Below are 25,168 nucleotides of genomic sequence, written 5' to 3'. Positions count from 1 at the left end.
ATAAAATCGCTCCTCTCCTATCACATGTTAGGAAAATTGAAAAAAACAGCAAAACAAAAACACATTAAACAATTAAAAATCAAAACATTAAATCAAAACCAAAGATTTTTAATTTATTATTATATTTGGGTGCTTAGAAATTAGCATTAAGTATGGACACCCAAAAATATACTCCTAAAAACAAAGTAAGAATTGTGACAGCCGCGTCACTCTTCGACGGCCACGATGCCGCAATCAATATTATGCGCCGTGTTATTCAAGGTACAGGATGCGAAGTTATCCACCTTGGTCACGACAAATCTGCTGAAGAAGTTGTAAATACAGCCATCCAAGAAGATGCAAATGCTATCGCTTTAACATCTTATCAAGGTGGTCACAACGAATATTTTAAATACATCTACGACCTTTTAAGAGAGAAAAACTCTCCGCAAATCAAAATTTTTGGTGGCGGAGGTGGTGTAATTCTGCCTGAAGAAATCAAAGAATTGATGGATTACGGAATCGACAGAATCTACTCTCCGGACGATGGCCGTGAACTAGGTTTACAGGGAATGATTGATGATTTGGTTCAGAGATCCGATTTTGCAACCGGTAAAGATGTTACCGCAGAAGATTTAGATTCAATTAGCTTTGAAAATTCAATCAGCATTGCCAAAATTATTTCTGCTGTTGAAAACTTCTCAGAAGAAAAACCAGAATTGGTCTCTGCGATTGACGAAAAATCAAAAGACCTCAACATTCCGATCATCGGAATTACAGGAACTGGTGGTGCCGGAAAATCTTCATTAACAGACGAGTTGGTAAGACGTTTCATCCGTTCAAATCCGGATAAAAAAATTGCAATCATCTCTATTGACCCTTCAAAAAAGAAAACAGGAGGTGCGCTTTTAGGAGACAGAATCCGTATGAATGCGATTAACGACCCAAGAGTTTATATGCGTTCGATGGCAACGAGAGAAAACAACGTTTCAGTTTCTCCGTTCATTCATTCTGCTTTGAATGTTCTGAAATTAGCTCATCCAGACGTAATTATTTTGGAAACTTCAGGGATTGGACAATCGGGTTCAGAGGTTTCTGATTTTGCGGATGTTTCCATGTACGTAATGACTCCTGAATACGGTGCTTCAACACAGTTGGAAAAAATCGACATGTTGGATTATGCAGATTTAGTTGCTTTAAATAAATCAGACAAAAGAGGTGCTCTTGATGCGCTTCAAGCCGTAAGAAAACAATTCCAGAGAAACCATTTATTATGGGAGCAGCCATTGGATGAAATGCCGGTTTATGCTACCAAAGCTTCTCAGTTCAACGACCACGGAACGACAGAATTGTACAACAGACTGATTTCTAAAGTAAATGATAAGTTTGAAAACTTAAACCTTCAAACTTTTGTTGAACAGGAAATTACAGACGAAGTGACGATTATCCCTCCAAAAAGAGTACGTTACCTTTCTGAAATTGTAGACAACAACAAACAATACGACGCCAACATTGAAAAACAAGCCGAACTGGCAAGAACAATGTATCATATTGAAGGGGTTAAAAATATAATTTCTAATGAAACTTTAGACGCTGAATATCAGAAAGCTGAAAAAGAACTTCAACAGGAAAACATCGATTTCCTAAAAACTTGGGACGATACGAAAAAAGCTTTCCACGAAGAGTTTTATTCTTACTTCGTAAGAGGAAAAGAAATTAAAGTTGAAACCTCAACAGAATCTTTATCTCACCTGAGAATTCCAAAAATTGCGTTGCCAAAATATAATGATTGGGGCGATTTAATTAAATGGAAAGGACAGGAAAACCTTCCAGGAAGTTTCCCTTACACAGCAGGAATTTACCCTTTCAAAAGAACAGGTGAAGACCCAACGAGAATGTTCGCCGGAGAAGGAGGCCCTGAAAGAACCAACAGAAGATTCCACTATGTTTCTGCGGAAATGCCTGCAAAGCGTCTATCTACCGCTTTCGACTCGGTAACATTGTACGGACAAGACCCTGCTTTACCACCAGATATTTATGGTAAAATCGGAAATGCCGGAGTTTCTATTGCAACTTTGGATGATGCTAAAAAACTCTATTCAGGTTTTGATTTGGTGAATGCACTGACTTCAGTTTCGATGACCATCAACGGACCTGCTCCAATGTTGTTGGCGTTCTTCATGAATGCAGCCATCGACCAGAATGTTGAAAAATATATTGCTGAAAATAATCTTGAGGCTAAGGTTGAGGCTAAGCTTAAGGAAAAGTTTGATGACAAAGGACTAGCAAGACCAAAATACAACGGAGAATTACCTCCATCAAATAATGGTTTAGGTTTAAAATTACTAGGAATCACGGGGGATGAAATCATTCCTGCTGATGTGTATGCTGAAATTAAAGCAAAAACCATCGCAACGGTTCGTGGAACGGTTCAGGCGGATATTTTAAAAGAAGACCAAGCTCAAAACACGTGTATTTTCTCTACTGAATTTGCTTTGAGATTGATGGGTGACGTTCAGGAATATTTCATCAAAGAAAAAGTAAGAAACTTCTATTCGGTTTCTATTTCGGGGTATCACATTGCAGAAGCGGGAGCAAACCCGGTTTCTCAGTTGGCATTTACGTTAGCAAATGGTTTCACGTATGTTGAATACTATTTGAGCAGAGGAATGGATATCAACGACTTCGCTCCTAACCTATCGTTCTTCTTCTCTAATGGTATCGATCCTGAATATTCAGTAATCGGACGTGTCGCAAGAAGAATCTGGGCTAAAGCCATGAAACTGAAATACGGAGCCGATGAAAGAAGCCAGATGTTGAAATACCACATTCAAACTTCAGGTCGTTCGCTTCACGCGCAAGAAATTGATTTTAACGACATTAGAACGACTCTTCAAGCACTGTACGCAATCTACGACAACTGTAACTCTCTTCACACCAATGCGTATGACGAGGCGATTACGACTCCAACTGAGCAATCGGTTAGAAGAGCAATGGCAATTCAGTTGATTATTAATAAAGAACTTGGTTTAGCGAAAAACGAAAACCCGCTTCAAGGTTCATTTATTATTGAAGAACTGACAGATTTAGTGGAAGAAGCAGTTTATGCAGAATTCGACAGAATTACAGAAAGAGGTGGCGTTTTGGGTGCGATGGAAACCATGTATCAACGCTCAAAAATTCAGGAAGAATCTATGCATTACGAATGGTTGAAGCACACCGGAGAATATCCAATTATCGGAGTAAATACTTTCTTAGGAAAAGACGGTTCGCCAACGGTTCGTCCGGGAGAAGTTATCCGTTCTACTGAGGAGGAAAAGCAATTCCAGATTGAAATGCTTCACAACTTCCAAAAATCGAATCATGATAAATCGGAAGAAGCTTTGAAAACTCTACAACACGCAGCCATCAACCAGCAAAACTTATTCGAAGTGATGATGGATGCTGTGAAATACTGTTCTCTTGGACAAATTACTAACGCTTTGTTTGAAGTGGGTGGTAAATACAGAAGAAACATGTAGTCCGTAGCCGGACAGGCAGTTTTTAATACTAAGTATTTTAAAAATTATAAATCAAACCTCAAGGATTTTCTTTGAGGTTTTTTTGTACCTTAGGTTCAAATAATTAAAACCCATGATTGTTTTCAAAATTGATAAACCTTGCAGTGAAAACTGGGAGAATATGCTGAATATTCCGGAAGGGAAATTTTGCGATTTGTGTAGAAAAAAGGTCTATGATTTAGATACTATCTCTTCAGTAGATACCAAAGAATTACTTAATAAAAATTCAGAGTTCTGTGGAAAAAAAACTTCATTAAAACCAGCCTTATCTGGTTTACTCCTGGCTTTAACTCTTACTTCAACTACATTTTCAAAAGCCCAAAATAAAAATTCATCTACGTCTGCAACAGAAAATATTTATCAAAAGGAAATTACTATTAATGGTACACTCACCTCTTCGGATAAAAGAGAATTACTGTCCGGAGAGATATCTTTAGTAACCATAGAAAAAGTTTATTCTGCAACGGCAGATAAAAATGGAAACTTCTCTCTTAAATTCCCTGAAAAAGTTTTAACAGAATACAATATTATCAGAATTGATTATACTATTTTAGATTACAATAACAAAGAATTCACTGATTATAAATCGACAATTTTCACAACAAAAGAATTATTAGCAAAGCAAAAGTTTGATATTAATGACAATTATATGACAATTGGAGGAGCTATCATTACAGATATTCAACCTCCCAATTTCTATTATTTCAATGGCAAAAAAATCGGTAAAAGGAAGTTTGAAAAATTGAAAAAAGAAAATCCAAGTTATAAATATTTTGTATTTTATGATGAAGTTACTACTCAAAAATTGACTAAAAAAAGTTTTGTAGATACTCTATATTTGCTCTATTCTAATTAAAACAATGTATTCAAAATTACCATCTAATCTTCACGGTTCTTTATAATTTCACAAAATAGTTCGTAACAATTCTTAAATAATGACAATGAAAATCGCTTTAAAAAAAATATCACTTATCATAACTATTAGTTTATCTACCCTATTATTTTCGCAAAAGCGTACGGAAGAATTTACAATTACTGCTTCAAATCAAAAGATAGAAAAAAGCTATTATAAAAGCATTTCTATTATTGATAAGAGAATTGATACTACTTCCATAGGAATTGTGCAACAAGGAGGTTTAAACGCAAAAGCGAGAGTAATTGCTACATCTTCTCTAGCTTCTCAATTCCAAAATATTTTAGATAATATCAATGGAGAAAATGCGGAAAATGGCCATTTAGTCTTATACCTTAAACAATTATATTTTGCAGAAGTCAACAAATCATTTTCCGAATTCGGCTATTGTTATTTTCAGGCATTTCTATTTGCTAAAAATGAAGACAATACTTATTCTTTGCTTGAGAAAACAGATACTGTTATAGAGCATAAAGGTACTGATGTTACGAAAGACATATTAAGAAAAGGCAGCGAAATGCTTAGCGATTTTATCATCAAAAATGCTTCAAAAAAACCAGCCACAACAGAACAGTATACTTTAGACCAAATTAACCGCTTTGATGATATTTACAAAAAATCTATTCACTTATTTAATTCAAGTCAGTTAAAAGACGGTGTTTATAAGGATTATATTTCATTAAAAAATCTGCAGCCACAGAAAGAAATATCCGATGCAAAATTTTACGGAAATATGCCCAAAATTGTGAAAATTTATGAAACGGTGGAAGGAAAAGAAAAAGAAATTAAAAAAGAAGACATTTACGCTATTGTATACAAAGGTGAACCTTATATTTATCTTCCTATTGAAAACCTTTTCACCAAAGCGGAAAAAAGAGACAACGATTATTATTTTATAGGAAAATTAAGGTCGGGAGGTCCAAACACTGGAAATGTAAGTATCGGAATGTTTTTCGGAGCAGTCGGTGTTTTATTAGCCTCCAATCCTGCTTATCCTTTTGAACAAAAAATAGATTACCTCAACGGAGCATTTATTCCTATCAAAGAAATTCAATCCAAAAAATATTAATTCAGAGAATCTCCCTATTTTTGGGAGATTTTTATTTTACAATGCAACCAAAAGCCATCTTCAACTGGAGCAGCGGAAAAGATTCTGCGCTCGCTTTATATAAAATTTTACAGGAAAATCAATTTGAGGTTACTTCTCTTCTAACAAGCATCAATAAAGAGTTTCAAAGAATTTCGATGCACGGCGTTCATGTTTCTTTACTTGAAAAACAAGCGGAAAGTTTAGGGTTTCCTTTAATTAAAATGGAACTTCCAAAAGAACCTTCCATGGAAGAATACCGCAATATCATGAGTAAAACCATGAGTGAAATTCAACAAAAAGGTGTTACGCATTCTATTTTTGGAGATATTTTCCTGGAAGATTTAAAGAAATACAGAGAAGACCAACTTCAATCGATTGGAATGAAAGGCGTTTTCCCTCTCTGGAAAATTGATACCAAAGACCTCATCAAAGAATTTCTGGATTTAGGCTTTAAAACCATCGTAACTTGCGTGAACGAAACCTATTTAGACAAAAGCTTTGCCGGAAGAATTATCGACGAAGATTTTCTAAAAGATTTACCCAAAAATGTAGACCCTTGCGGAGAAAACGGAGAATTTCACACCTTTTGTTTTGATGGACCAATTTTTAAAAATCCTATTGCATTTGAAATTGGTGAAATTGTAAAAAAAACATACCCCAAACCTAAAACTGATAACGACAACGAAGAAGGCGAATATGTTTTCTGGTTTTGCGATTTGATTTTGAAGAAATAGCCTAAAACATTCTTTTCAACTAAAGAAAATTTATAACATAAAACTTCTTAGAAAATAGCATTCTAAGGAATTTTATTTCTATTCAGAAACTTTAAAATTTTTCTCCAGATATGGCATAACTTTCTTTAAAGTTTCTATATATTTTTGCTGAGCAATAATGCTACTTGTTTGAAAAAAGAAGTAAAATAACATGAGAAAATTGATAACAACACCCTTAAAGCTATCAAAATTCAGAAATCCTTCATTCATTTCAAAAACAAATTTGAAAACCCACCAACTTGATGACATTGGTAAAATAAATAATACCCCTACAAGGTTTTGATAGGCAGAAAGTGTTATATTTTTATATTGCTTGGGTAGATCAAAATATTTTTTTTCTTTAACAAAAACAAACAACGGAAATAAAATCAGCAGTCCAGAAAAACCGCCATAAATTATTCTAAAAACTTCAAACGGCATTAAAACATAAAACAAAATCATCATCAATTGGCAAATTATGGCAATAATGATAGCTTTTTTTAGAATAGAATATGATTTCTGCGCTGAAGTTTTTTTAATAAGGAATGAAGTATCTTCTAAACTCCAGTTTCCATCCCAGGAAATTTTCAAATCGTCGTGCCATGCAATAATTGTGGAATTAAAAGCTTCTTCAAAAGACATTTTACCTCCTGCTTCTTTGTCATTAATTTGGCTAAGAAAATGATCTTCAACCTCCATCAATAAATCAATTGGGAGTTTTTTCGTTAAAAGATATTGTCTTATTTCGTTTTTTTGTTCGGTTGTCATCATTTGAAATTAATTTAAAATTTGAAGCTTTTTTAACGCTTTTTTATGTTCAATAAAATTTAAAATTCCGAAAATTCCGAATGTATACAGAAATACACGGTAAGTAGATAATAAGATCAACACAACCATCGAACTATTTTTTTCGGAATCAAAAAAATTAAATAAATGCTCACCTCCATTAAGTATCACCTGGCAAATTCCGAAGAAGCAAGTCAGCAACAAATTAATATTTTGCTGATAAACTGTAAAATTCACTTTGCTTTTGTATTTAAAATCTCTCTTAAAATAGCTTATATGCTTTAAATTAAAAAAATATAAGAAAATCGCTAACAATAAAAATATCGAATGACTACTTATATAATATATTTTGAAAATTTTAAAGTTATCAGACAAAGCAATCATCAAAAAGCTCGACAAAAAAAACAGTAAACCCAAGAAAAATGACTTCAAAAGAATCGAATTAAACTTTTGCTTCATAATATTTTTTACAATTTTGGGAATCTTTTCAGACCCGTAGAAAATCCAATACTTTACGGGAATAAACTGTTTCTCCCACGCTAATTCTACTTTTAAAAAAGCAGGTTCAAAATCAATATTATTTCCGATCATACAATCTTCTATTTGCAAAATCAGATGATCTTTTACTTCGAGCAAAATATCCAAAGGCAACTTTTTAGAAATTAAATACTGCTCAATCTGCAGTTTCTGTTCTTCCGAAATCATATATCAAAAATCGTCTTTAGATTAAATAAATAACTGCGCATCTCGTCTTCCTGAGTGGCTTGCTGGCTTTTTCCCTTTTCAGTTAAGAGATAATATTTCCTACTTCTTCCATTAATTTCCTGAACTTCGGAGGTAATAATTCCATCCGCCTCCAATTTATGTAAAAGAGGATACAGTGCGCCTTCAGTCATTTCCAACTCGCCTTCCGTCAGTTCTTTTGCACGTTGCGTAATTTGATAGCCGTACATTTTTACTTCTTTAGAAAGTAATTTTAGAATAATATTTTGAAGCGTTCCTTTATAGAGACTATTCTTTTTCATCTCAGCAATTTTATACCTTACAAACTTATGCATAATTTTCTTATGTATATAGAATTTTAACAATTTCTAAAATTCTTTTTTTTAAACTAAATTTATAGTCAAGATTAAAAATAACTAAAAATCAAATAGTTAATATTAAATTTTAAAATACAAATCAGAAGAAATAAACTCGGAAGAAAAATAAAGAAACCCGTATCTTTGCCAAGATGATTTCAGCAGAGAAAATAATTTTAGGAATTGATCCCGGAACAGCCGTGATGGGATTTGGTTTAATATCGGTAAAAAAAGGTAAAATGGAAATGATTTCCATACACGAATTGATTCTGAAAAAATATCCCAACCACGAAACCAAACTGAAATATATTTTCGATAAAACTTTAGCATTAATCGACGAATTTCATCCCGATGAAGTGGCGCTAGAAGCTCCTTTTTATGGTAAAAATGTACAATCTATGCTGAAATTAGGAAGAGCGCAAGGCGTTGCAATGGCTGCAAGTTTGTACCGAAACATTCCAATCACCGAATATTCTCCTAAAAAAATAAAAATGGCAATCACCGGAAACGGAAATGCCAGTAAAGAGCAGGTTGCAGGTATGCTCCAAAACCTTTTAAAACTGAAAGAATTCCCAACGAAATATTTGGATGCATCCGACGGTTTGGCGGTTGCAGTTTGCCATCATTTCAACTCGGGAACTCTTTCCGATACAAAGTCTTATTCAGGTTGGGAAAGCTTTTTGAAGCAAAACCCAGATCGTTTAAAATAAAACTACTTGTATTCTTCAGGTGTTACAGAAAAATAGGTCGTCAATTTGCCGTTCTTATCGTAATATACATAGTTGAATTTTACCTGATGATTTTTTAGTTCTTCCATCTCAGACGAAGTTTGCAAGCTTTTTCTTACTTCATCTTTTGCCATCTCTTTGAAAGATTTTATATCTGCTTCAGAAACATTTTCTTTTACATCTTCGGTAAGCGTGTAATTATATTTTAAACTTAAATGCCCTGCAGAAACACTATCCAAACGAATTCCGTCGCTTAAAGTTTGTGGCGCCATATTATTCATAGAAACTGCAGCTTCCTTTAATTCTTTGTCTACAGAATCATCATTTTTACAAGAATACAAAGCCGCAACAAGCGACAATAAAGAAATTTTGATGGTGGTTTTCATAAGAATATTTTTTAAGGTTACGATGTAAATACAATTACTATGCAATACTTAAAAACAGAGTTATTTATAGAAACTAAAAAGTTACTTGGTAAAACCTATTACTATTTGTAACAATGGTATATTTTTTACTACTAATTTTGTAGAAATTTCTATAATGAAAAAAACACAGAACACAGTATATCATACCGATTATAAAATTAATTGGTTTCAAAAATTTTTGATGATCTGCTCCGGCGGAAATATTCACATTTTGAAAAAAACACCAAGTGAATGGAATAAATTTGCAGGAATTGGCGGCATCGTACTTTTCACCGCAGTTTTTGCAACGCTTTCTGCTTCTTACGCAATGTTTACCATCTTCGATGATCTTTGGGCTTCCATCGGTTTCGGAATTTTGTGGGGATTAATGATTTTCAATTTAGACCGATACATTGTTTCTTCCATTAAAAAAACGGGAACTTGGTGGAATCAAATCTTAATGTCGATCCCGAGATTGATTTTAGCAACTTTTTTAGGAATTATTATTTCTAAACCTTTAGAGCTAAAAATCTTTGAAAAAGAAGTAAACAAACAGCTTAACACTATTATTCAGAGGAATAAAACCGAGCTGCAAAAGCAAATGAATGGCAGAATTCTGCAACAATCAGGACCTTTTGAAACCGAGAAGAAACAAATCACTGAAAAAATTGCACTGTACCAAAAATCGTACGATTCTGCTGCCGTAGAACTTGAAAAAGAAATTCTTGGAAAACAAACCGGGATGACCAGCGGAAAAGTAGGTTTTGGTACTAATGCAAAAAGAAAACAGGAACTAAAGGAACAACGACGTCAAGACTTGGAAAACTACCAAAAACAGGTTGCTCCTCGTTTAGAATATTTGGATAAAGAAATTTCCAAAGTCTACACCAATTTGGAAACCGAAAGAAAATCTACAGAAACATTTGAAGATAAATTCAACGGTTTTGCAGCAAGACTTCAAGCTTTGGACGAATTAGGAAAAAATTCGGCAATCATTGCAACTGCTGCAGCCTTTATTATGGGACTTTTTATCTGTTTAGAAATATCACCCGTTTTAATTAAACTAATTTCTTCGGTTGGACCTTATGATTATCTTCTTGAGAAAACTGAAAACGATTTCCGACTTTATTCTAAAGAAAAAATTGAAAAAGGAAATACTTTAACCGATCATCGAATTGATGATTTTAAAGATAAATTGAAATAAATTATAATTAAAAAAATTTCGGCGGTCGCTTCGCGACCGCCGAATTTTTTAATATCATCAAAGAAAATTTAGCATTACACTAAAAATTCATTTTATAGCGAATAGTTAGGCGCTTCTTGAGTGATAATTACATCGTGGGGGTGAGATTCTTTCAAACCGCTTCCTGTAATCATTACCATTTTAGTTTCTGTTTGAAGTGCAGTGATGTCTTTTGCTCCGCAATATCCCATTCCTGCTCTTAAACCTCCTGTTAATTGGAAAATAACGTCTTCCAATTTACCTTTACTAGGAACTCTTCCTTCAATACCTTCAGGAACGAATTTTTTAGCTTCACTTTGGAAATATCTTTCTTTACCTCCTCTTTTCATTGCAGAAAGACTTCCCATTCCTTGGTATGTTTTGAACTTTCTCCCTTGGAAAATAATTTCTTCTCCCGGAGCTTCGTCTGTACCAGCTAAAAGAGAACCCAACATTACTGCTCCTGCTCCACTTGCGATAGCTTTTACGATATCACCAGAAAGTTTAATACCTCCATCGGCAATTACCGCTACATTTTTAGTTTTAGCAAATTCATAAACGTTGTAGATTGCAGATAACTGAGGAACCCCAACTCCGGCAACCACTCTTGTTGTACAGATAGAACCAGGACCAACTCCCACTTTAAGAACATTTGCTCCAGCTTTAATCAAATCTTCTGCAGCTTCTGCCGTTACGATGTTTCCACCAACAATATCTAAATCTGGGTATGCTCTTCTGATTTCAGCGATTTTATCTAAAACACCTTTAGAATGACCGTGTGCAGAATCGATTCCGATAATATCAACACCTGCTTTTACCAAAGCTTCAATTCTTTCTAAGGTATCTTCTCCCACACCAACACCTGCACCAACGATCAATCTACCGTTTTGGTCTTTGTTTGCGTTGGGATATTCTAATTGATTGTCAATATCTTTAATGGTAATTAAACCTACCAATTTATTATTCTCATCAACAATTGGCAGTTTTTCTACACGACCTTGAAGGAGTATTTCTTTTGCTTTCTCAAGGTTTGTATTTTTATCTGAAGTGATAAGATTATCTTTCGTCATAATCTCTTCAACTTTCATATCAAGATTTTCTTGATATTTTACATCTCTGTTGGTAATAATTCCGATTAAGGTATTTTCAGCATCAACTACAGGAAGACCAGAGATTTTATATTTAGCCATCGTTTCTTTAGCTTCAGCTAAAGTATGATCTTTAGAAAGCGTTACGGGATCAGAGATCATTCCGTTTTCAGAACGTTTTACTCTGTTTACCTGAGCAGCCTGCTCTTCGATGGTCATATTTTTATGAATGAAGCCTAAACCACCAACTCTTGCCAATGCAATCGCCAAATCTGCCTCTGTAACTGTATCCATCGCAGCGGAAACAATAGGAACATTAAGCGTAATTTTGTCGGTAAGTCTTGATTTTAATGAAACCTGATTAGGTAAAACTTCAGAATAAGAAGGAACTAGAAGCACGTCATCGAAAGTGATGGCTGTCTCTACAATTTTGTTATGAATAGACATCTTTACTTTCTTGCAAAATTAAGACTTTTTACTGGAATACGAAAATGCAATTAAATAGTTTAAATAAAACTTAATAATAAATACTATAAATAAAACAGCCGCTCCCTGAGAAACGGCTATTCTAGCTTGTTGAGTAAAATATAATCGAATATTAATTGATGCTTTTTAAGCTTCCTCCGGAGATTTTACTGATGTCTGAATTGATTTTAGGATTCCCTTTATACTTAATTGAACCTCCCGAAGAAGCCTTCGCGGCAAGTTCTTCTTCAACATCGCAGCTTACAGATGCTCCCGAAGTTGCATGAATTTCTACCTTTTTAAAAGACAAATTCCCGGTATTTCCTGTGGCACCACTGCTAACTTCCAACTTTCCAAAACCTACATTTCCGTTCAAGTTTGCTGTTGAACCGCTTGTTAATTTCATTATCAATTCATTGGCTTTAAGACGTGAATTAATAACCGCTCCGGAAGTCACAGTTATTGAACCCTGCTCTTTAATATTTAGATCTGCGTTTACAACTGCTCCTGAACTTACTTCCACATTCATTTTCGTTTCATTAATTGCATTAATAGAATTGAAAACTGCGCCAGAAGTCGTTTTTATCTGCTCAAGATTTGGCGCAGAAACATTTACGCTTATATTTTTAAACTTTAAATTCTTTTGTCCTTTATCGTCGATGTAAACATTTAAAATTCCGTTTTCTACGCGAGTTACGATGTATTGAAGTTTATCTGCATCTGCAACAACATTTACTGAAATTGGAGATTCTTGTTTAAAGTTTAGAACAACTCCGGTAGCAACATTAACCCCTGAAAACTGACCAACATTGCGGTTTTCATTCGTAGTGCTTGTTGTTTTTTTAATATCAGTTTTTGTGTCATGTTTATTTGAAAAAGACCTCAATTTATTTTCAGAAGATCGAATCATTCGATTTACATCATCCATCTTCATTTTTCCTTGCAGCATAAAAACTGCAATTTCATCCTTAGAATCTACTTTGAAAATAAGATTTTCAAGCATACCTTCTTTTTCTTTCTCTGCTAAAAAATTTATTGAGGCATCATCATTTTTGATCAACATTAGCTCTTTCATCTTCAAACTGTCAAGAAGATTGTCAACACGTTGACTTTTTTCCTCATTCTTTTTAATCTGCCATACATTTTCTGACTTTAGATGATCAGGAAAGGTTATTTTTGAAAAAACCAAAAGTTTCATACCATCAACATCTTGCATAATAGGCTTTAACGTCTTTAAGTAACTATCATTAATATCAATACTATTAAGGAGATTAAACATAGGTTTTTTAATCTCAATGGAAGTAACTCCCTGCTTCTGCAAATCGTTAAAAAGTTTATCAATTTTTTCAGACTGTGCCGTACAAGTCGTAAAACCACCGACAAAAAAAAGGATGAGTAGAAATATATTTTTCATTTTTAGTTGATTATTCTTCGTTAAAACTTTCTTCGTTGTTGAATGAAGCGACTGTTTTTCTAAATTCATTTCTCATTTTTAGAAAAGAAAAAGTGGCAATATCGATCGCTTCTTTTTCATTTGTTATTTTTTTTCCATTCACGATTACATAAGCATCTTGATAGGCAGAAGAATCGGTCGGAGAGCTATTATGAACGTATTTTGGCTTTATTTCTTTTTTCATTCTGGCTTTTTTAGAAAGCAATTCTTCCAGCTCATCTTTATCTGCAATAGTATTTTCTACAAAAAGCGAATCTCTTTTTTCACCCGAAACAGAATCTGTGTAATTCACCGCAACTTGTGTTTGATGTTCATGATTTTCAGCGATGAAATCATTTTTCTGTTTTAAAATTTCGTTCTTCACTAAATCTTCACGGTCAGAAACCGGAGTTGAATCAACCAATAAAAAAGCAGCCAAACCAAATGAAAGTACAAAACTTGCCGCCATCCAAAACCATTTCGGGAATCTTGGCTTTTCTTTAGAATTGATAGGAATAACCGGTGTTTCCTTATCAGAAATCACTTCATCGTTTCCTTCTGCTTTTTGAAGAAAATCGTCGAAATCCCAATTCATCTTTTCTTCCTTTAAACTTTGGAAGACTTCGTTATATTTATTTTGAAATTTGTCGTTGTTCATAGCTCATCAATTGAGAGATTTGTTCTTTTACTTTTTGTCTTGCGCGCATTAGATTTACTCGTACTGCGTTTTCTTCTATTTCCATGATTTCGGAAATTTCCGACACTTCGTATTCTTCTACATCTTTTAGATGGATCACCATTTTTTGTTTTTCTGGAAGCTGATTGATAAAATGGATGATATGTTCTTTCAAATTATTCACTTCCATACTGTACAATTCTGAACGATGAAGTTGAAGGTCTGCAAAACCTACTTTTACGTCGTGATGTTTCAATCGATTAAGGCATTCGTTCCGGACAGACTTTAAAGCATAAGATTTTAAATTTCCTAAGGTTGAAAGCTCTTCTTTTTTCTGCCAGAATTTTATCATTAAATCTTGCACCACATCTTCGGCTTCGTCGCTACTCATCACAAACCTTTTGGCAAAACGGAACATCTCATCCCTGAGAATAAATACCGTATTCCTAAAAGTTTCTTGGGTCATAAGTTTCGTTTCTAAAAATAAGACAGTCTAAAGTTTCAATTTATTACATTAAAAACAAAAAAACTTCAAAAAAATTTTTGAAGCTTCTTTATATAATAAATAATTGTGGTGTGTGCGGTTAATAATTCTCAAAAACATGCTTGAAAATTGCTTTATCTTCGTCTGTAAAGGCTACTTTTCTTCTTGCCATTACTTTTTCTGCGACTTCATAAGCTTTGTCTAGTTTAAATCTTTCGTCGTCTTTAAAACCTCCCCAAGAGAAGTTTTCAATTAAATTTGGAGGGAAACCTTCTTTAAAAATATTAGATGCGACGCCTATTACGGTTCCGGTGTTCAACTGAGTATTGATTGCGGTCTTAGAATGATCTCCCATAATAACTCCCGCAAATTGCAGTCCTGTATCTTGGAATTCTTTGGTTCTGTAACTCCAAAGTTTTACATTTCCATAGTTATTTTTTAGGTTTGAAGAATTGGTATCTGCACCCATGTTGCACCATTCTCCAATCACCGAATTTCCTACAAAACCATCATGTCCTTTGTTTGAATATCCAAAAATAATAATGTTACTTACTTCTCCACCCACTTTTGAATGTGGACCAACCGTTGTAGCACCGTAAATTTTCGCTCCCAAATTAAATTTCGAACCTTCACAAAGCGCAATCGGACCGCGAAGGTTACAACCTTCCATTACTTCGGCATTTTTCCCGATGTAGATTTTTCCGGTTTTGGTATTTAATGTTGAAAACTCAATTTCTGCACCTTCTTCGATAAATAAATCTTCCTCGCTCCCTAAAAATCCATTGGTTGCAGATAATTCTTGAGAAACTTTTCCTTTTGTTAAAAGTTCAAAATCGAAATCAATTGCTTCTTTGTTGAATGTAAAAAGGTCTGTTGGTTTTTTAAAGAAAATTAAATCTTCTTTAATATCCGTCATTTTCTCAATTTGATGAAGAGAAAAACCATCCATATTGATTTTTGCGGCAACCAATTCGTCTTCGTAGACTAAAGCTTCGCCTTGCTTTAATTCTTTAATTTGCTGAATAACAGTTTCTGTTGGCAAAAAATTAGGAACCAAAAACAGGCTTTCTTTTTTCTCTGGCTCTCTGAATTTTCCTTGAAGATACATTTCCGTAAACCAAGAAATCTCTGTAGAATCTAGAATTTTTTGCCATCTTTCGGAAAAAGTAAGAATTCCGCAACGCATTTCTGCGACAGGTCGTGTAAAAGTAAGCGGAAGAAAATCTTCCCAATATTGTGCATCAGAAAATACAACTTGCATGAGGTTTCTAGTTTAAAATTTATGTTCCAAGATTTAAAATTCAGGGTAAACAAAAATACGAATCATCATGGGAAGTTTTACTATGTAAATTTTAAATTTCTTATAAAACATAAAAAAAGTCTTTCGAAAAATCGAAAGACTTTAAATATTGTAAAATCAAAAAAATTACTTAGCGAATTTTTTGTATTTGTTCATGAACTTATCAACTCTACCTGCAGTATCAACCAATTTAGTTTTACCAGTGTAGAAAGGGTGAGAAGTTGAAGAGATTTCCATTTTGATTAATGGATACTCAGTTCCTTCAAACTCGATTGTGTCTTTAGTATCTGCAGTAGATTTGCACAAAAATACCTCGTCGTTACTCATATCTTTGAAAACAACAAGTCTATAATTTTCTGGGTGGATTCCGTTTTTCATAATAAATTTTTAAAAAATTAAAGTTTGCTTTCGAAATAGTAATGGATATTTCTCTGCTAAATTTTAGGTTGCAAAAATACAATAATTTTTATAATATACAAATACTGTTTTCAATATTTTTCTTCAACAAGAAAATTAAAGTATTTTCGTTAAATTTGAAATTCTTAAACCTGAATTTCAATGAAATTTAAAATACTCCTTCTGGCTTCTTTCTGGCTTGCTCTTTTGGCAATATCTTGTAATAGAGACGATATTTCATTCGAACAACCTTCGCAAGAACTTCGTTTTAACCGTGATACTGTGTTTTGCGATACTGTTTATCATCAAGTAAGGTCTGAAACTTATGCCGTAAAAGTTTATAACAACGAAGACAAAGATATTCTTATCCCAAGAATTCATCTCGAAAAAGGAGCTTCATCTTTATATAAAATAAATGTAGACGGAAAACCTGGTTACGATTTTAAAGACGTTCCTTTAAGAAAAAACGACAGCTTATATATTTTTGTAGAAATTGCTCCTCAAGCAACAGGTCCGGAAGCTATTGCGGAAGACAGAGTTGTCTTTACCTCTCCTGTCGGACAACAATTTGTTACTTTATTTTCAGTAGTTCAGGATGCGGAGTTTTTTATAAAAACACCAACAAATGCTAATATTATTGATGCCAATACAACATGGTCGAATTCTAAGGCGAAAATTATTTACGGAGATTTAACCCTAGACGATGGCGTTGCTCTGAACGTACAACCCGGAACGAAAATTTATTTTCATAAAAACAGTGGAATGTTTGTTTCTACAGGCGCATCTTTAAATTTGAACGGAACACAGACCAACCAAATCATTATGCGAGGCGACCGAAACGATACGTATTACGATACCATCCCTAATAATTGGAACTCAGTGAAAATGGAAGCAGGTTCTATCATCAATATGAATCACACTAGACTTTTCGGAGGAATTAACGGTTTAGAGATGAAAGAAGCAACAGCAAACATCAGAAATTCTTTTATTCATACCTTTTTAGAAAGCGGAATTTATGCGGTAGCTTCAACAGTAAATGCAGAAAATTTGGTGATGAATAATTGCGGCGATGCGTGTGTTTCAATCTTCAAAGGAGGAAGCCACTCTTACGTACATTCTACAATTGCCAATTATTCAGATTTATTACAGTCTAAAACCAGAGTTGGAATTTTTGCTTCAAATGAATGGGTAAACGAAAACGACCAAACCGTACAAGGTGCTCTACAAAAACTGAATATCTGGAATTCTATCGTGTATTCCGACAGAGATAATGCGGTGAATTTAGAACAAACTCCTGGACAGCAATTTGAATTTTCTATAATTAATTCTCTTTTAAAATATTCAGGAACTTCGGAAGCTGGTTTCGATTTTGACACCAATGTAAACGTGGTACAAAGCCTTAAAAACCAAGAGCCAAAATTCATCAATTATTTTGCTGCACAAATGAATCTTCGTGTGGCGACAGATTCACCAGTAAGAAATAAAGGAAACGCAACCATTGCAGCAACCGTTCCTACCGATATTGTAGGAGTTTCCAGAACATCTAATATTACGCTTGGAGCATATCAATAAAATTGATAATTGATAATTGATAATTGATAATTGATAATTGATAATTGAATAAAACTTTACAAAAAAGTGCACAACTTGGCTCATTTTACGTTTGCCTTGTTTCTTTAAAAAATATGGAAATTACAACACTTCAATCTCAGGTCGACGAATGGATTAAAACCATCGGAGTACGATATTTTAACGAACTCACCAATATGGCGATGCTTACCGAAGAAGTGGGTGAAGTTGCCAGAATTATCGCCAGAAGATACGGCGAACAAAGCGAAAAGGAAAGCGATAAAACCAAAGATTTAGGCGAAGAATTGGCCGATGTTCTTTTCGTAACTTTATGTTTAGCCAATCAAACGGGAGTAAATCTACAGGAAGCTTTCGATAAAAAAATGAAAGTAAAAACGGCCCGTGATAAAGACAGGCATAAGAATAACGAAAAGCTAAAATAAGCTGATTATACAACTTTTTTATGAAAATAATTTTAAAAGTAATACTCTTTTTCTCATTCTTTATAGAATCCTTTCATGCACAAATCTTTGTTCCTTATCGAGTAGGCGATAAGTTTGGTATTTCTGATGAAAATGGAAAAATTGCTATTAAACCAGTTTATGATGATATTGAAATTTTAGATAATCAAGGTTTCTTAGCATTTACAAAAAATGGTGATAAGTATAAAAAAAGTTATATAAACAGAAATAAAGTAATTTTAAAAGATACTGATTACGATTATTTTCACGAAGAATTTGGCTATGTGATTGCTGAAAAAATGAAAATGGAGGTATACATGGGAGGAAATAATAAATCTACCGATATTTTTACTCTGGATGGAAAAAAAATATTTGACAAAACTTTCAGCTATATTGTCTTTATCGAAGATAACAAAAAAGCAGCTCTTAAAGATGAAATTCTTATTCTTACTAATGATAAAGGATACTATAGTTTAATACTTTTAGATAAAAAAACATCAAAAACTTTAAAAACTTTTTTTGAAAATGCTGTTTTGGCAGATACGTATTATGAGAACTTTCCTTTTCAGTTTAAAGTAGATTACGTTTTAGCAAGAGAAAACTATAAACAATTACTTACAATTGATTTTAAAAACGGTAAAATTTCAAATTCAACAAATGAAATTCTAAGTGATTCTAGCAATAATGATAACTACCGTGAATCGTACTCTTCTGATGTCCCGGTTCCTAGAGCACCAATGTACACTGAATCGATGAGAGGAGAAACACAAAAAGCAGATAAACCTATAAGTTCAAACCAAAGCTTAATAATGAAAGAAGGGGAAATCAATAAAAAATATTGGGATCCTAATATCTCCGATCGATTAAGATTTTCTGATAAAAAATTGAGTGAAGAATATGCTGTTTTAAAAAACATTAAAAATAAATGGGGATATTTCAACAATCGTTCTTCCACATGGATTTTACCTCCTGAATATGATGAAATTTTTTATCAAGATGCAAAATGTGTTTTTTGTGAATCATTTGTTGTAAGAAAAGGAAACCAATATCAATTCATAGAAAAGGAAAATAACAAAGCTGATTTCACAACCCAACTACTTGATTACTATCCATTATTAAAAGAAAAAAACTATGGTAAAACTGGCTTTTATCTTTTTAAATTATACAATAATGATGGTAATTTTGTATGTTATGCCAATGGAGAAGGTAAAAAATACTACTCTGAAAATTAAAATGAATACCTCATTATATCAAGAGTTTTAATGCAAAGGAAATAATTATGTTACTGAAAAAATCTTCACTAAAACCCAATCAGACGATACAAATTAGCGGTTCGAAAAGCATTTCGAATCGTTTGCTGATTTTGGAAAGTCTGTTTTCAAATATTAAAATAGGAAACTTATCGAATTCGCAGGACACGCAACTTTTGAAGAAAGCACTTTCGGACGATTCTGAAATTGTCGACATTCATCACGCAGGAACGGCGATGCGTTTTTTAACTTCCTATTATTCCATCCAAGACGGAAAAACCACCATTCTTACCGGTTCTGGAAGAATGAAAGAAAGACCAATCAAAAATTTGGTAACGGCGCTGCAAAATCTCGGTGTTGAAATTGAATATCTGGAAAACGAAGGTTTCCCACCTTTAAAAATTAAAGGAAGAAAAATTACAGAAACCAAAGTTGATGTTCCAGCCAATATTTCAAGCCAGTTTATTACCTCACTTTTATTAATTGCGGGGAAATTGGAGCATGGTTTAGAAATTAATTTAGTCGGAGAAATCACGTCTAGGTCTTATATTGAGATGACTTTGGATATTTTAACCAAATTCGGAATTAAAAATACATTCATCGGCAACACCATTAAAGTTTATCATTTTTCTGAAGCTCAAAACTCGAAACCCGAAACTCAAAACCCGAAACACTATGAGGTAGAAAGCGATTGGAGCTCGGCTTCATATTTCTACTCTTTTGCGGCTTTAGGAAGAGAAACGATTCATTTAAAAAGCTTTTATAAAGAATCTACACAAGGAGATTCTGCGATTGCGAAGATTTATGAAGATTTTTTCGGAATTAAAACCCTATTTAATGAAGAAGCACATCAATTAACTCTTGAACCGATGGTAAATTTCCAGTTTCCTGAGAAAATTGTTTTAGACATGAATAATTGTCCAGACATTGCGCAAACACTTTGTGTAACTGCTTCTGCTTTGAAAATTCCTTTTGAAATTTCTGGTTTGGGAACTTTAAAAGTAAAAGAAACAGACCGACTTTTAGCTCTTCATAACGAACTAAAAAAACTGGGAGCAGAAACAAAAATCACAGATTTAACGATAGCATCTACAAGTTTTAACGAGCCTGAAGAAAATATTTCTATACAAACATATCAAGACCACAGAATGGCGATGAGTTTTGCACCGTTTTGCTTGTTGAAAGAATTAACTCTAGAAGACGAAAATGTAGTAGAGAAATCTTATCCGATGTTTTGGGAGGATTTGTCTGAGATTTTAAATAAACATTAAGTGAAATTTACTTTTTCTTTCCTTGCAATTTTATTTTTCACAATTTCTCAATCGCAGGAATTGAAAGATTTTGTGACTCCAAAGGGTTATAAAAAAATTACAGAAGCGAAAGGGGATTTGGATAAAGATGGAATTGATGAAACGGTAATCATATTTAATACACCAAAAAAAATTAAAAATAATTCGGTTGAAAATTACATAAGAGAATTTTTCATCCTTAAAAATATTTTTGGGAAACAAAAAATCTGGAAACAAAATTCTACAATTCTTCTACCATTAGGTTACGGATTTTATTACGAAAGCGATCCCGATCCAAGTATTCAAATAAAAAATGGATGTCTGATAATTTCACAGCAATTCAATTCAAATTCCAGACGTACTCAAAAATATAAAGATACTTTCCGTTTCCAAGATAATGACTTCTATTTAATCGGAGCTCTTACCACTTTTACCAGCAATTGTGAATTTTCCACCAGTCACGAAATTAATTTCTCAACTGGTAAAGCCATCGCAAATGAGGAGTTTGAAAATTGTTATGAGGAAAATGCTCCAACTGAAAAAGATTTTCATAAAGAATTTATCCATAAACTGAAAACCCTTATAAAAATGAATAATTTTGTACCTGGTGATTTTACATTTAAAATTCCTAATTCAAATAAATATTTTAATTACTAATGTCAAAAACCATCATCATCACCGGAACTTCCTCAGGAATTGGTTTCGTTTTAGCAGAATATTTCGGTAAGAAAGGTCATAAAGTCTATGGCTTGAGTAGAAAACATACAGAAAGCAATTATTTCACCTCAATTCCGACGGATGTTACCGACAATGATGCGGTGCAAAATGCGATTGCGGAAGTTTTAAAAACCGAAACAAAAATCGACGTGTTAATCAATAACGCCGGAATGGGAATGGTAGGTTCTGTGGAAGATTCTTCGAAGGAAGATATTTTAAAATTGTTTAATCTAAATCTTGTTGGAGCCGTTCAAATGATGAGTGCTGTAATGCCGAAAATGCGCGAAAACAAATTCGGGCAAATCATCAACGTTTCAAGTATTGGAAGCGAAATGGGATTGCCTTTCCGAGGATTTTATTCGGCTTCAAAATCGGCTTTAGATAAAGTAACGGAAGCGATGAGATATGAAGTTTACCCTTGGAATGTGAATGTCTGTTCGCTGCATTTAGGAGATATTAAAACAAATATTGCGGAAAACCGTGTGAAAACTAAAATTTCGGAGCCTTACAAAAATGTGTTCGAAAAAGTGTACGCTTTGATGAATTCTCACGTAGGCGACGGAACAGAACCTTTGGAAGTCGCCGAATACATCGACCAACTTTTAACAAAAAACAAATGGAAAGCACATTATTATTTTGGTAAATTCGGGCAGAAAATTGGCGTTCCTTTAAAGTGGATTCTTCCGCAGGGAACGTATGAAAATTTGATGAAGAAGTATAATAAATTGTAAGATTTGGAGTTTGAGATTTGAGATTGAGACTGCTTTTAAACATATTTTTTGTGGTGTTCTGCGTTTTTGTACAAGCGCAACAAGAATCTACTTTCACAGAAAACACAAAAAATGTTGAAGAAAATGTCATTTATAATATTAGCATTCTTCCAAATTACAACAATATGCAGAGACTAAATCCTTCTTGTTTTCCTGTTTTAAAAAATCTTTCAAATATTTTAAAAAACGACACTTCGCTTACCGTTTTTGTGTACAACAGTGCAGATTTTGGTAATATAGATTATAATTATCAAGCTCTTAGATCGCAAAACAAAGCTGTCCTAAAAAATCTTATCGAAAACGGAATTGCTTCTAAACAATTTTCTAGTTTTTCATTTTATGAAAAAAATAAAATCTCCAAAGGAAACTTCTTAACTCAAATAATTTTTACTAAAAATTTCAAAGAAAAAGAATCTCAAATTGAGAGAACGAAACCAGACAGTATAAAAAAAGTAAAATACGTAAAAGACTCCACTTTTTCAGCACAAATAGCTTTCACTAAAAAGAATATTTTAGAAGTAAAAAGCTACAATTTATTAGAAAACATCTTAAAAAACCTAAAGGCTGACGAAAAATTAGATTTCAGACTATTTTGCAAAAACGAAAAAGCTGAACAAAAGAGTGAAGAAGCAATTGAAATTTTACTTTCATCACATTTTATTGAATCTAACAAAGTAAATTTTTCTCAATATATAAAATCAGGTGGCAAATCTACTGCGAATATTAGCCTGTTAAAACAAAAAACCGAATATCTTTACCTAAATAAAACCGAAACTTTTCTAAAAAATTATTATTTTAAAATAAAAAATAAGTGAAGTATAAAATTTCTTTTGTCATACTATTTTTATCACTATTTCTTTTTTCGCAGAAGAAACAATACTTCCTAATCGACATCCAAACAAAAGCGCAAAAAAAGGTAAAAGATTCGGCTTCTGCAGCAAAATTTTTAGATTCTCTGGCGCAAAATAATTACTTTTTTACCGAACTTAAAGAAGTAAAACTAAAAGGCGACAGTACCCAAATTTATTACGATAAAGGCAAAAACTTCAATGAAACCTATGTAAGCCTTTCCGATTCTATCGTTCAAAAATTAAAGCTCGAAAAGGAGTTTTTCACTAAAAATTTAGATTCAACGAAGAAGAAAATCAACCAAGCGTATATTGATGATGGTTTTGCATTCAGCCGTTTAAAATCGAATGTAAAAAGCAAAAAAAATGGCTTTCCTGTTGTAGAATTAGACATTAATAAAAACGACAGACGAACGATTGATGGTTTTGTGGTGAAAGGCTACACCCGCGTTCCGAAAAGATTTATCAAAAATTTAGATAAAGAATTCAAAGGGAAAAAATACGACGACAAAAACCTTATTGCAGTAAACAAACAATTTCAAGGTCATCCTTTTCTCTCATTAGAAAGGCAACCGCAGACTTTATTTACCAAAGATTCTACGCAGATATTTTTATTCATCGAAAAGAAAAAAACAAATACTTTCGATGGTGTTATTGGCTTCGGAAACGATAAAACTGAAAAATTTACTCTGAACGGAACGTTAAACGTGAATTTTAAGAACATGTTTAACGGTTTTGAGACCATAAATCTATATTGGCAAAGAAACCCAGACAAAGGGCAGACTTTCGACCTACAAACCGATGTTCCGTATCTTTTCAATTCCAACGTCGGAATTAATATGAAAGTGAATATTTACAGACAAGATTCTACTTTCGCCAATGTGAAGGCTCTTCCAGCGTTTTATTATCACATCAACAATCGCCAGAAAATTGGTTTTCGAGCAACGTTTGAAAGCTCTACAATTATCGATACTTTATACGTTCAGGGGAAAGATTACAACAAAAAAGGAATCGGCGTTTATTTCGACATGACTGAGCCTACAGACATTGATTTGTTTTTGTATAAAACTAAGATAAATTTTGGCTACGACTACCTTACCACTACGTACACAAAAGAAAACATTCGCAGTCCACAAAACCAATTCTATTTTTTTGGTGAACACAATTATCATATCAACGGAAATCATTTCCTCAATATTAAAGGAGAAGGTGCAATGATGGATTCTAAGGTAGATTTTTCTGCCAACGAATTGTACCGTTTTGGCGGTTGGAATTCTCTCCGGGGTTTCAACGAAAACTCGCTCGCCGGCGATTTCTACTATTATGGAAGTCTAGAATACCGATATCTCATAGGCAACCAAGCCTTCTTTGATATTTTTGGTCAGTATGGAAAGCTCAACAACAAATCTTTAGCCGTAAAACCACAATTATACAGTGTTGGTTTAGGGTTTAATTTCTTCATACCGATCGGATTAATGAGTTTTCAGCTTTCCAACGGAAACGAAATAGGAAACCCTTTTAAGTTCAATGATATCAAAATACATTGGGGAATTTTAAGCAGATTCTAAACTCTTTACCATTAAAAGCTATACAACTTATCCTTATTATTGCAAACCGTCAAAATAAGCTAGGCTTAGACCGATTCGAAGGCCATTTCACTAAAGATAGTATGAAAGTACGCAAACCATTCTAAAACTCTTTCTTAGAAGCTTATACCCGCTATTCGCTCATACTCCTCGTTCCTAGCTTTTCCGAAGCGCTCCTATGCTTTTCCTCTGCATAACCCAACCCATCTCTTCCATCCCCTCTAAAACTCTCTCATCCAACTGCGGGGTAACCGCTACTATCGGGGCTAGATATGGGTAATGAGTAAAAAGTGATGAGTAATCGGGTTTAGGGTTTAGCAAAAA

At 33.4% G+C, this 25,168-nt stretch carries 23 protein-coding genes; 14 read left to right on the top strand and 9 right to left on the bottom strand.

The window, feature by feature from the left end; genetic code table 11:
* Positions 1-152 precede the first annotated feature (152 nt).
* From AC2A1D_RS17430 to AC2A1D_RS17415, 4 genes are all read left to right on the top strand, one after another.
* Positions 153-3,500 carry a methylmalonyl-CoA mutase family protein gene (locus AC2A1D_RS17430; protein WP_484044857.1) on the top strand — a complete coding sequence of 1,116 codons (3,348 nt, stop codon included), beginning with the start codon at positions 153-155 and terminating at the stop codon, positions 3,498-3,500.
* Between the two features lie 112 nt (positions 3,501-3,612).
* A complete protein-coding gene (locus tag AC2A1D_RS17425; RefSeq protein WP_484044856.1) occupies positions 3,613-4,395 on the top strand; it encodes a hypothetical protein in 783 nt (260 codons plus the stop codon).
* Between the two features lie 85 nt (positions 4,396-4,480).
* On the top strand, positions 4,481-5,521 hold the full coding sequence (locus AC2A1D_RS17420; RefSeq protein WP_484044855.1) for a hypothetical protein: 1,041 nt from the start codon (positions 4,481-4,483) through the stop codon (positions 5,519-5,521).
* A gap of 41 nt (positions 5,522-5,562) precedes the next feature.
* Positions 5,563-6,276: a Dph6-related ATP pyrophosphatase gene (locus AC2A1D_RS17415; RefSeq protein WP_484044854.1), complete on the top strand. Its 714-nt coding sequence runs from the start codon at positions 5,563-5,565 to the stop codon at positions 6,274-6,276.
* Between the two features lie 78 nt (positions 6,277-6,354).
* On the opposite strand, the gene AC2A1D_RS17410 is transcribed toward AC2A1D_RS17415, so the two are convergent.
* Together AC2A1D_RS17410 and AC2A1D_RS17405 are read right to left on the bottom strand one after the other, a co-directional pair.
* Positions 6,355-7,065, bottom strand: a complete 711-nt coding sequence (locus tag AC2A1D_RS17410) for a hypothetical protein (protein ID WP_484044853.1) — start codon at positions 7,063-7,065, stop codon at positions 6,355-6,357.
* Between the two features lie 716 nt (positions 7,066-7,781).
* Entirely contained in the window at positions 7,782-8,105 is a 324-nt protein-coding gene (locus AC2A1D_RS17405; protein ID WP_484044852.1) for a PadR family transcriptional regulator, read from the bottom strand.
* Positions 8,106-8,314: 209 nt separating this feature from the next.
* Between AC2A1D_RS17405 and ruvC the strand changes: the two genes are divergently transcribed.
* Positions 8,315-8,869 carry a crossover junction endodeoxyribonuclease RuvC gene (ruvC, locus tag AC2A1D_RS17400; RefSeq protein ID WP_484044867.1) on the top strand — a complete coding sequence of 185 codons (555 nt, stop codon included), beginning with the start codon at positions 8,315-8,317 and terminating at the stop codon, positions 8,867-8,869.
* A gap of 2 nt (positions 8,870-8,871) precedes the next feature.
* Here the strand turns inward: ruvC and AC2A1D_RS17395 are convergent, their stop codons facing one another.
* Positions 8,872-9,273: a hypothetical protein gene (locus AC2A1D_RS17395; RefSeq protein ID WP_484044851.1), complete on the bottom strand. Its 402-nt coding sequence runs from the start codon at positions 9,271-9,273 to the stop codon at positions 8,872-8,874.
* A 154-nt stretch (positions 9,274-9,427) separates the two neighbouring features.
* Between AC2A1D_RS17395 and AC2A1D_RS17390 the strand changes: the two genes are divergently transcribed.
* Positions 9,428-10,495: a DUF4407 domain-containing protein gene (locus tag AC2A1D_RS17390; RefSeq protein WP_484044850.1), complete on the top strand. Its 1,068-nt coding sequence runs from the start codon at positions 9,428-9,430 to the stop codon at positions 10,493-10,495.
* A 92-nt stretch (positions 10,496-10,587) separates the two neighbouring features.
* On the opposite strand, the gene guaB is transcribed toward AC2A1D_RS17390, so the two are convergent.
* The 6 genes from guaB to AC2A1D_RS17360 form a co-directional block, all read right to left on the bottom strand.
* Positions 10,588-12,048, bottom strand: a complete 1,461-nt coding sequence (gene guaB, locus AC2A1D_RS17385; protein ID WP_484044849.1) for an IMP dehydrogenase — start codon at positions 12,046-12,048, stop codon at positions 10,588-10,590.
* A gap of 151 nt (positions 12,049-12,199) precedes the next feature.
* The gene (locus AC2A1D_RS17380; RefSeq protein ID WP_484044848.1) at positions 12,200-13,549 is read right to left on the bottom strand and encodes a GIN domain-containing protein; all 1,350 of its coding nucleotides are present in this window, start codon (positions 13,547-13,549) and stop codon (positions 12,200-12,202) included.
* Positions 13,491-14,156: a hypothetical protein gene (locus AC2A1D_RS17375; RefSeq protein ID WP_484044847.1), complete on the bottom strand. Its 666-nt coding sequence runs from the start codon at positions 14,154-14,156 to the stop codon at positions 13,491-13,493. The genes AC2A1D_RS17380 and AC2A1D_RS17375 overlap by 59 nt, the downstream gene beginning before the upstream one ends.
* Positions 14,131-14,640 (bottom strand): RNA polymerase sigma factor, encoded by a 510-nt coding sequence (locus AC2A1D_RS17370; protein ID WP_484044846.1) that lies wholly within the window; start codon positions 14,638-14,640, stop codon positions 14,131-14,133. The genes AC2A1D_RS17375 and AC2A1D_RS17370 overlap by 26 nt, the downstream gene beginning before the upstream one ends.
* A 118-nt stretch (positions 14,641-14,758) precedes the next feature.
* A complete protein-coding gene (locus tag AC2A1D_RS17365; RefSeq protein ID WP_484044845.1) occupies positions 14,759-15,919 on the bottom strand; it encodes a GlmU family protein in 1,161 nt (386 codons plus the stop codon).
* A 165-nt stretch (positions 15,920-16,084) separates the two neighbouring features.
* Positions 16,085-16,336 carry a type B 50S ribosomal protein L31 gene (locus tag AC2A1D_RS17360; RefSeq protein WP_034678914.1) on the bottom strand — a complete coding sequence of 84 codons (252 nt, stop codon included), beginning with the start codon at positions 16,334-16,336 and terminating at the stop codon, positions 16,085-16,087.
* Positions 16,337-16,516: 180 nt separating this feature from the next.
* Between AC2A1D_RS17360 and AC2A1D_RS17355 the strand changes: the two genes are divergently transcribed.
* From AC2A1D_RS17355 to AC2A1D_RS17320, 8 genes are all read left to right on the top strand, one after another.
* Entirely contained in the window at positions 16,517-17,926 is a 1,410-nt protein-coding gene (locus AC2A1D_RS17355; protein WP_484044844.1) for a hypothetical protein, read from the top strand.
* Between the two features lie 113 nt (positions 17,927-18,039).
* A complete protein-coding gene (locus tag AC2A1D_RS17350) occupies positions 18,040-18,366 on the top strand; it encodes a nucleotide pyrophosphohydrolase (RefSeq protein WP_484044843.1) in 327 nt (108 codons plus the stop codon).
* 20 nt (positions 18,367-18,386) lie between these two features.
* A complete protein-coding gene (locus AC2A1D_RS17345; RefSeq protein WP_484044842.1) occupies positions 18,387-19,616 on the top strand; it encodes a WG repeat-containing protein in 1,230 nt (409 codons plus the stop codon).
* A 47-nt stretch (positions 19,617-19,663) separates the two neighbouring features.
* The gene (locus AC2A1D_RS17340; RefSeq protein WP_484044841.1) at positions 19,664-20,905 is read left to right on the top strand and encodes a 3-phosphoshikimate 1-carboxyvinyltransferase; all 1,242 of its coding nucleotides are present in this window, start codon (positions 19,664-19,666) and stop codon (positions 20,903-20,905) included.
* Positions 20,906-21,580: a hypothetical protein gene (locus AC2A1D_RS17335; protein ID WP_484044840.1), complete on the top strand. Its 675-nt coding sequence runs from the start codon at positions 20,906-20,908 to the stop codon at positions 21,578-21,580.
* Positions 21,580-22,371 (top strand): SDR family oxidoreductase, encoded by a 792-nt coding sequence (locus AC2A1D_RS17330; RefSeq protein ID WP_484044839.1) that lies wholly within the window; start codon positions 21,580-21,582, stop codon positions 22,369-22,371. Before AC2A1D_RS17335 ends, AC2A1D_RS17330 begins: the two co-directional genes overlap by 1 nt.
* 50 nt (positions 22,372-22,421) lie before the next feature.
* The gene (locus tag AC2A1D_RS17325) at positions 22,422-23,225 is read left to right on the top strand and encodes a hypothetical protein (protein WP_484044838.1); all 804 of its coding nucleotides are present in this window, start codon (positions 22,422-22,424) and stop codon (positions 23,223-23,225) included.
* Positions 23,222-24,826, top strand: coding sequence for a BamA/TamA family outer membrane protein (locus AC2A1D_RS17320; protein WP_484044837.1), 1,605 nt, complete (start codon positions 23,222-23,224; stop codon positions 24,824-24,826). The genes AC2A1D_RS17325 and AC2A1D_RS17320 overlap by 4 nt, the downstream gene beginning before the upstream one ends.
* The last annotated feature ends 342 nt before the right edge of the window (positions 24,827-25,168 follow it).

The organism is Chryseobacterium sp. HNCC26DJ239, assembly GCF_057180445.1.
This window is presented reverse-complemented; position numbering and strand designations above follow the sequence as displayed.

Coding starts and splice junctions, on each gene's coding strand:
- AC2A1D_RS17430 (WP_484044857.1), top strand. CDS start 153: ATGGACACCCAAAAATATACTCCTAAAAACAAAGTAAGAATTGTGACA.
- AC2A1D_RS17425 (WP_484044856.1), top strand. CDS start 3,613: ATGATTGTTTTCAAAATTGATAAACCTTGCAGTGAAAACTGGGAGAAT.
- AC2A1D_RS17420 (WP_484044855.1), top strand. CDS start 4,481: ATGAAAATCGCTTTAAAAAAAATATCACTTATCATAACTATTAGTTTA.
- AC2A1D_RS17415 (WP_484044854.1), top strand. CDS start 5,563: ATGCAACCAAAAGCCATCTTCAACTGGAGCAGCGGAAAAGATTCTGCG.
- AC2A1D_RS17410 (WP_484044853.1), bottom strand. CDS start 7,065: ATGATGACAACCGAACAAAAAAACGAAATAAGACAATATCTTTTAACG.
- AC2A1D_RS17405 (WP_484044852.1), bottom strand. CDS start 8,105: ATGAAAAAGAATAGTCTCTATAAAGGAACGCTTCAAAATATTATTCTA.
- AC2A1D_RS17395 (WP_484044851.1), bottom strand. CDS start 9,273: ATGAAAACCACCATCAAAATTTCTTTATTGTCGCTTGTTGCGGCTTTG.
- AC2A1D_RS17390 (WP_484044850.1), top strand. CDS start 9,428: ATGAAAAAAACACAGAACACAGTATATCATACCGATTATAAAATTAAT.
- guaB (WP_484044849.1), bottom strand. CDS start 12,048: ATGTCTATTCATAACAAAATTGTAGAGACAGCCATCACTTTCGATGAC.
- AC2A1D_RS17380 (WP_484044848.1), bottom strand. CDS start 13,549: ATGAATTTAGAAAAACAGTCGCTTCATTCAACAACGAAGAAAGTTTTA.
- AC2A1D_RS17375 (WP_484044847.1), bottom strand. CDS start 14,156: ATGAACAACGACAAATTTCAAAATAAATATAACGAAGTCTTCCAAAGT.
- AC2A1D_RS17370 (WP_484044846.1), bottom strand. CDS start 14,640: ATGACCCAAGAAACTTTTAGGAATACGGTATTTATTCTCAGGGATGAG.
- AC2A1D_RS17365 (WP_484044845.1), bottom strand. CDS start 15,919: ATGCAAGTTGTATTTTCTGATGCACAATATTGGGAAGATTTTCTTCCG.
- AC2A1D_RS17360 (WP_034678914.1), bottom strand. CDS start 16,336: ATGAAAAACGGAATCCACCCAGAAAATTATAGACTTGTTGTTTTCAAA.
- AC2A1D_RS17355 (WP_484044844.1), top strand. CDS start 16,517: ATGAAATTTAAAATACTCCTTCTGGCTTCTTTCTGGCTTGCTCTTTTG.
- AC2A1D_RS17350 (WP_484044843.1), top strand. CDS start 18,040: ATGGAAATTACAACACTTCAATCTCAGGTCGACGAATGGATTAAAACC.
- AC2A1D_RS17345 (WP_484044842.1), top strand. CDS start 18,387: ATGAAAATAATTTTAAAAGTAATACTCTTTTTCTCATTCTTTATAGAA.
- AC2A1D_RS17340 (WP_484044841.1), top strand. CDS start 19,664: ATGTTACTGAAAAAATCTTCACTAAAACCCAATCAGACGATACAAATT.
- AC2A1D_RS17330 (WP_484044839.1), top strand. CDS start 21,580: ATGTCAAAAACCATCATCATCACCGGAACTTCCTCAGGAATTGGTTTC.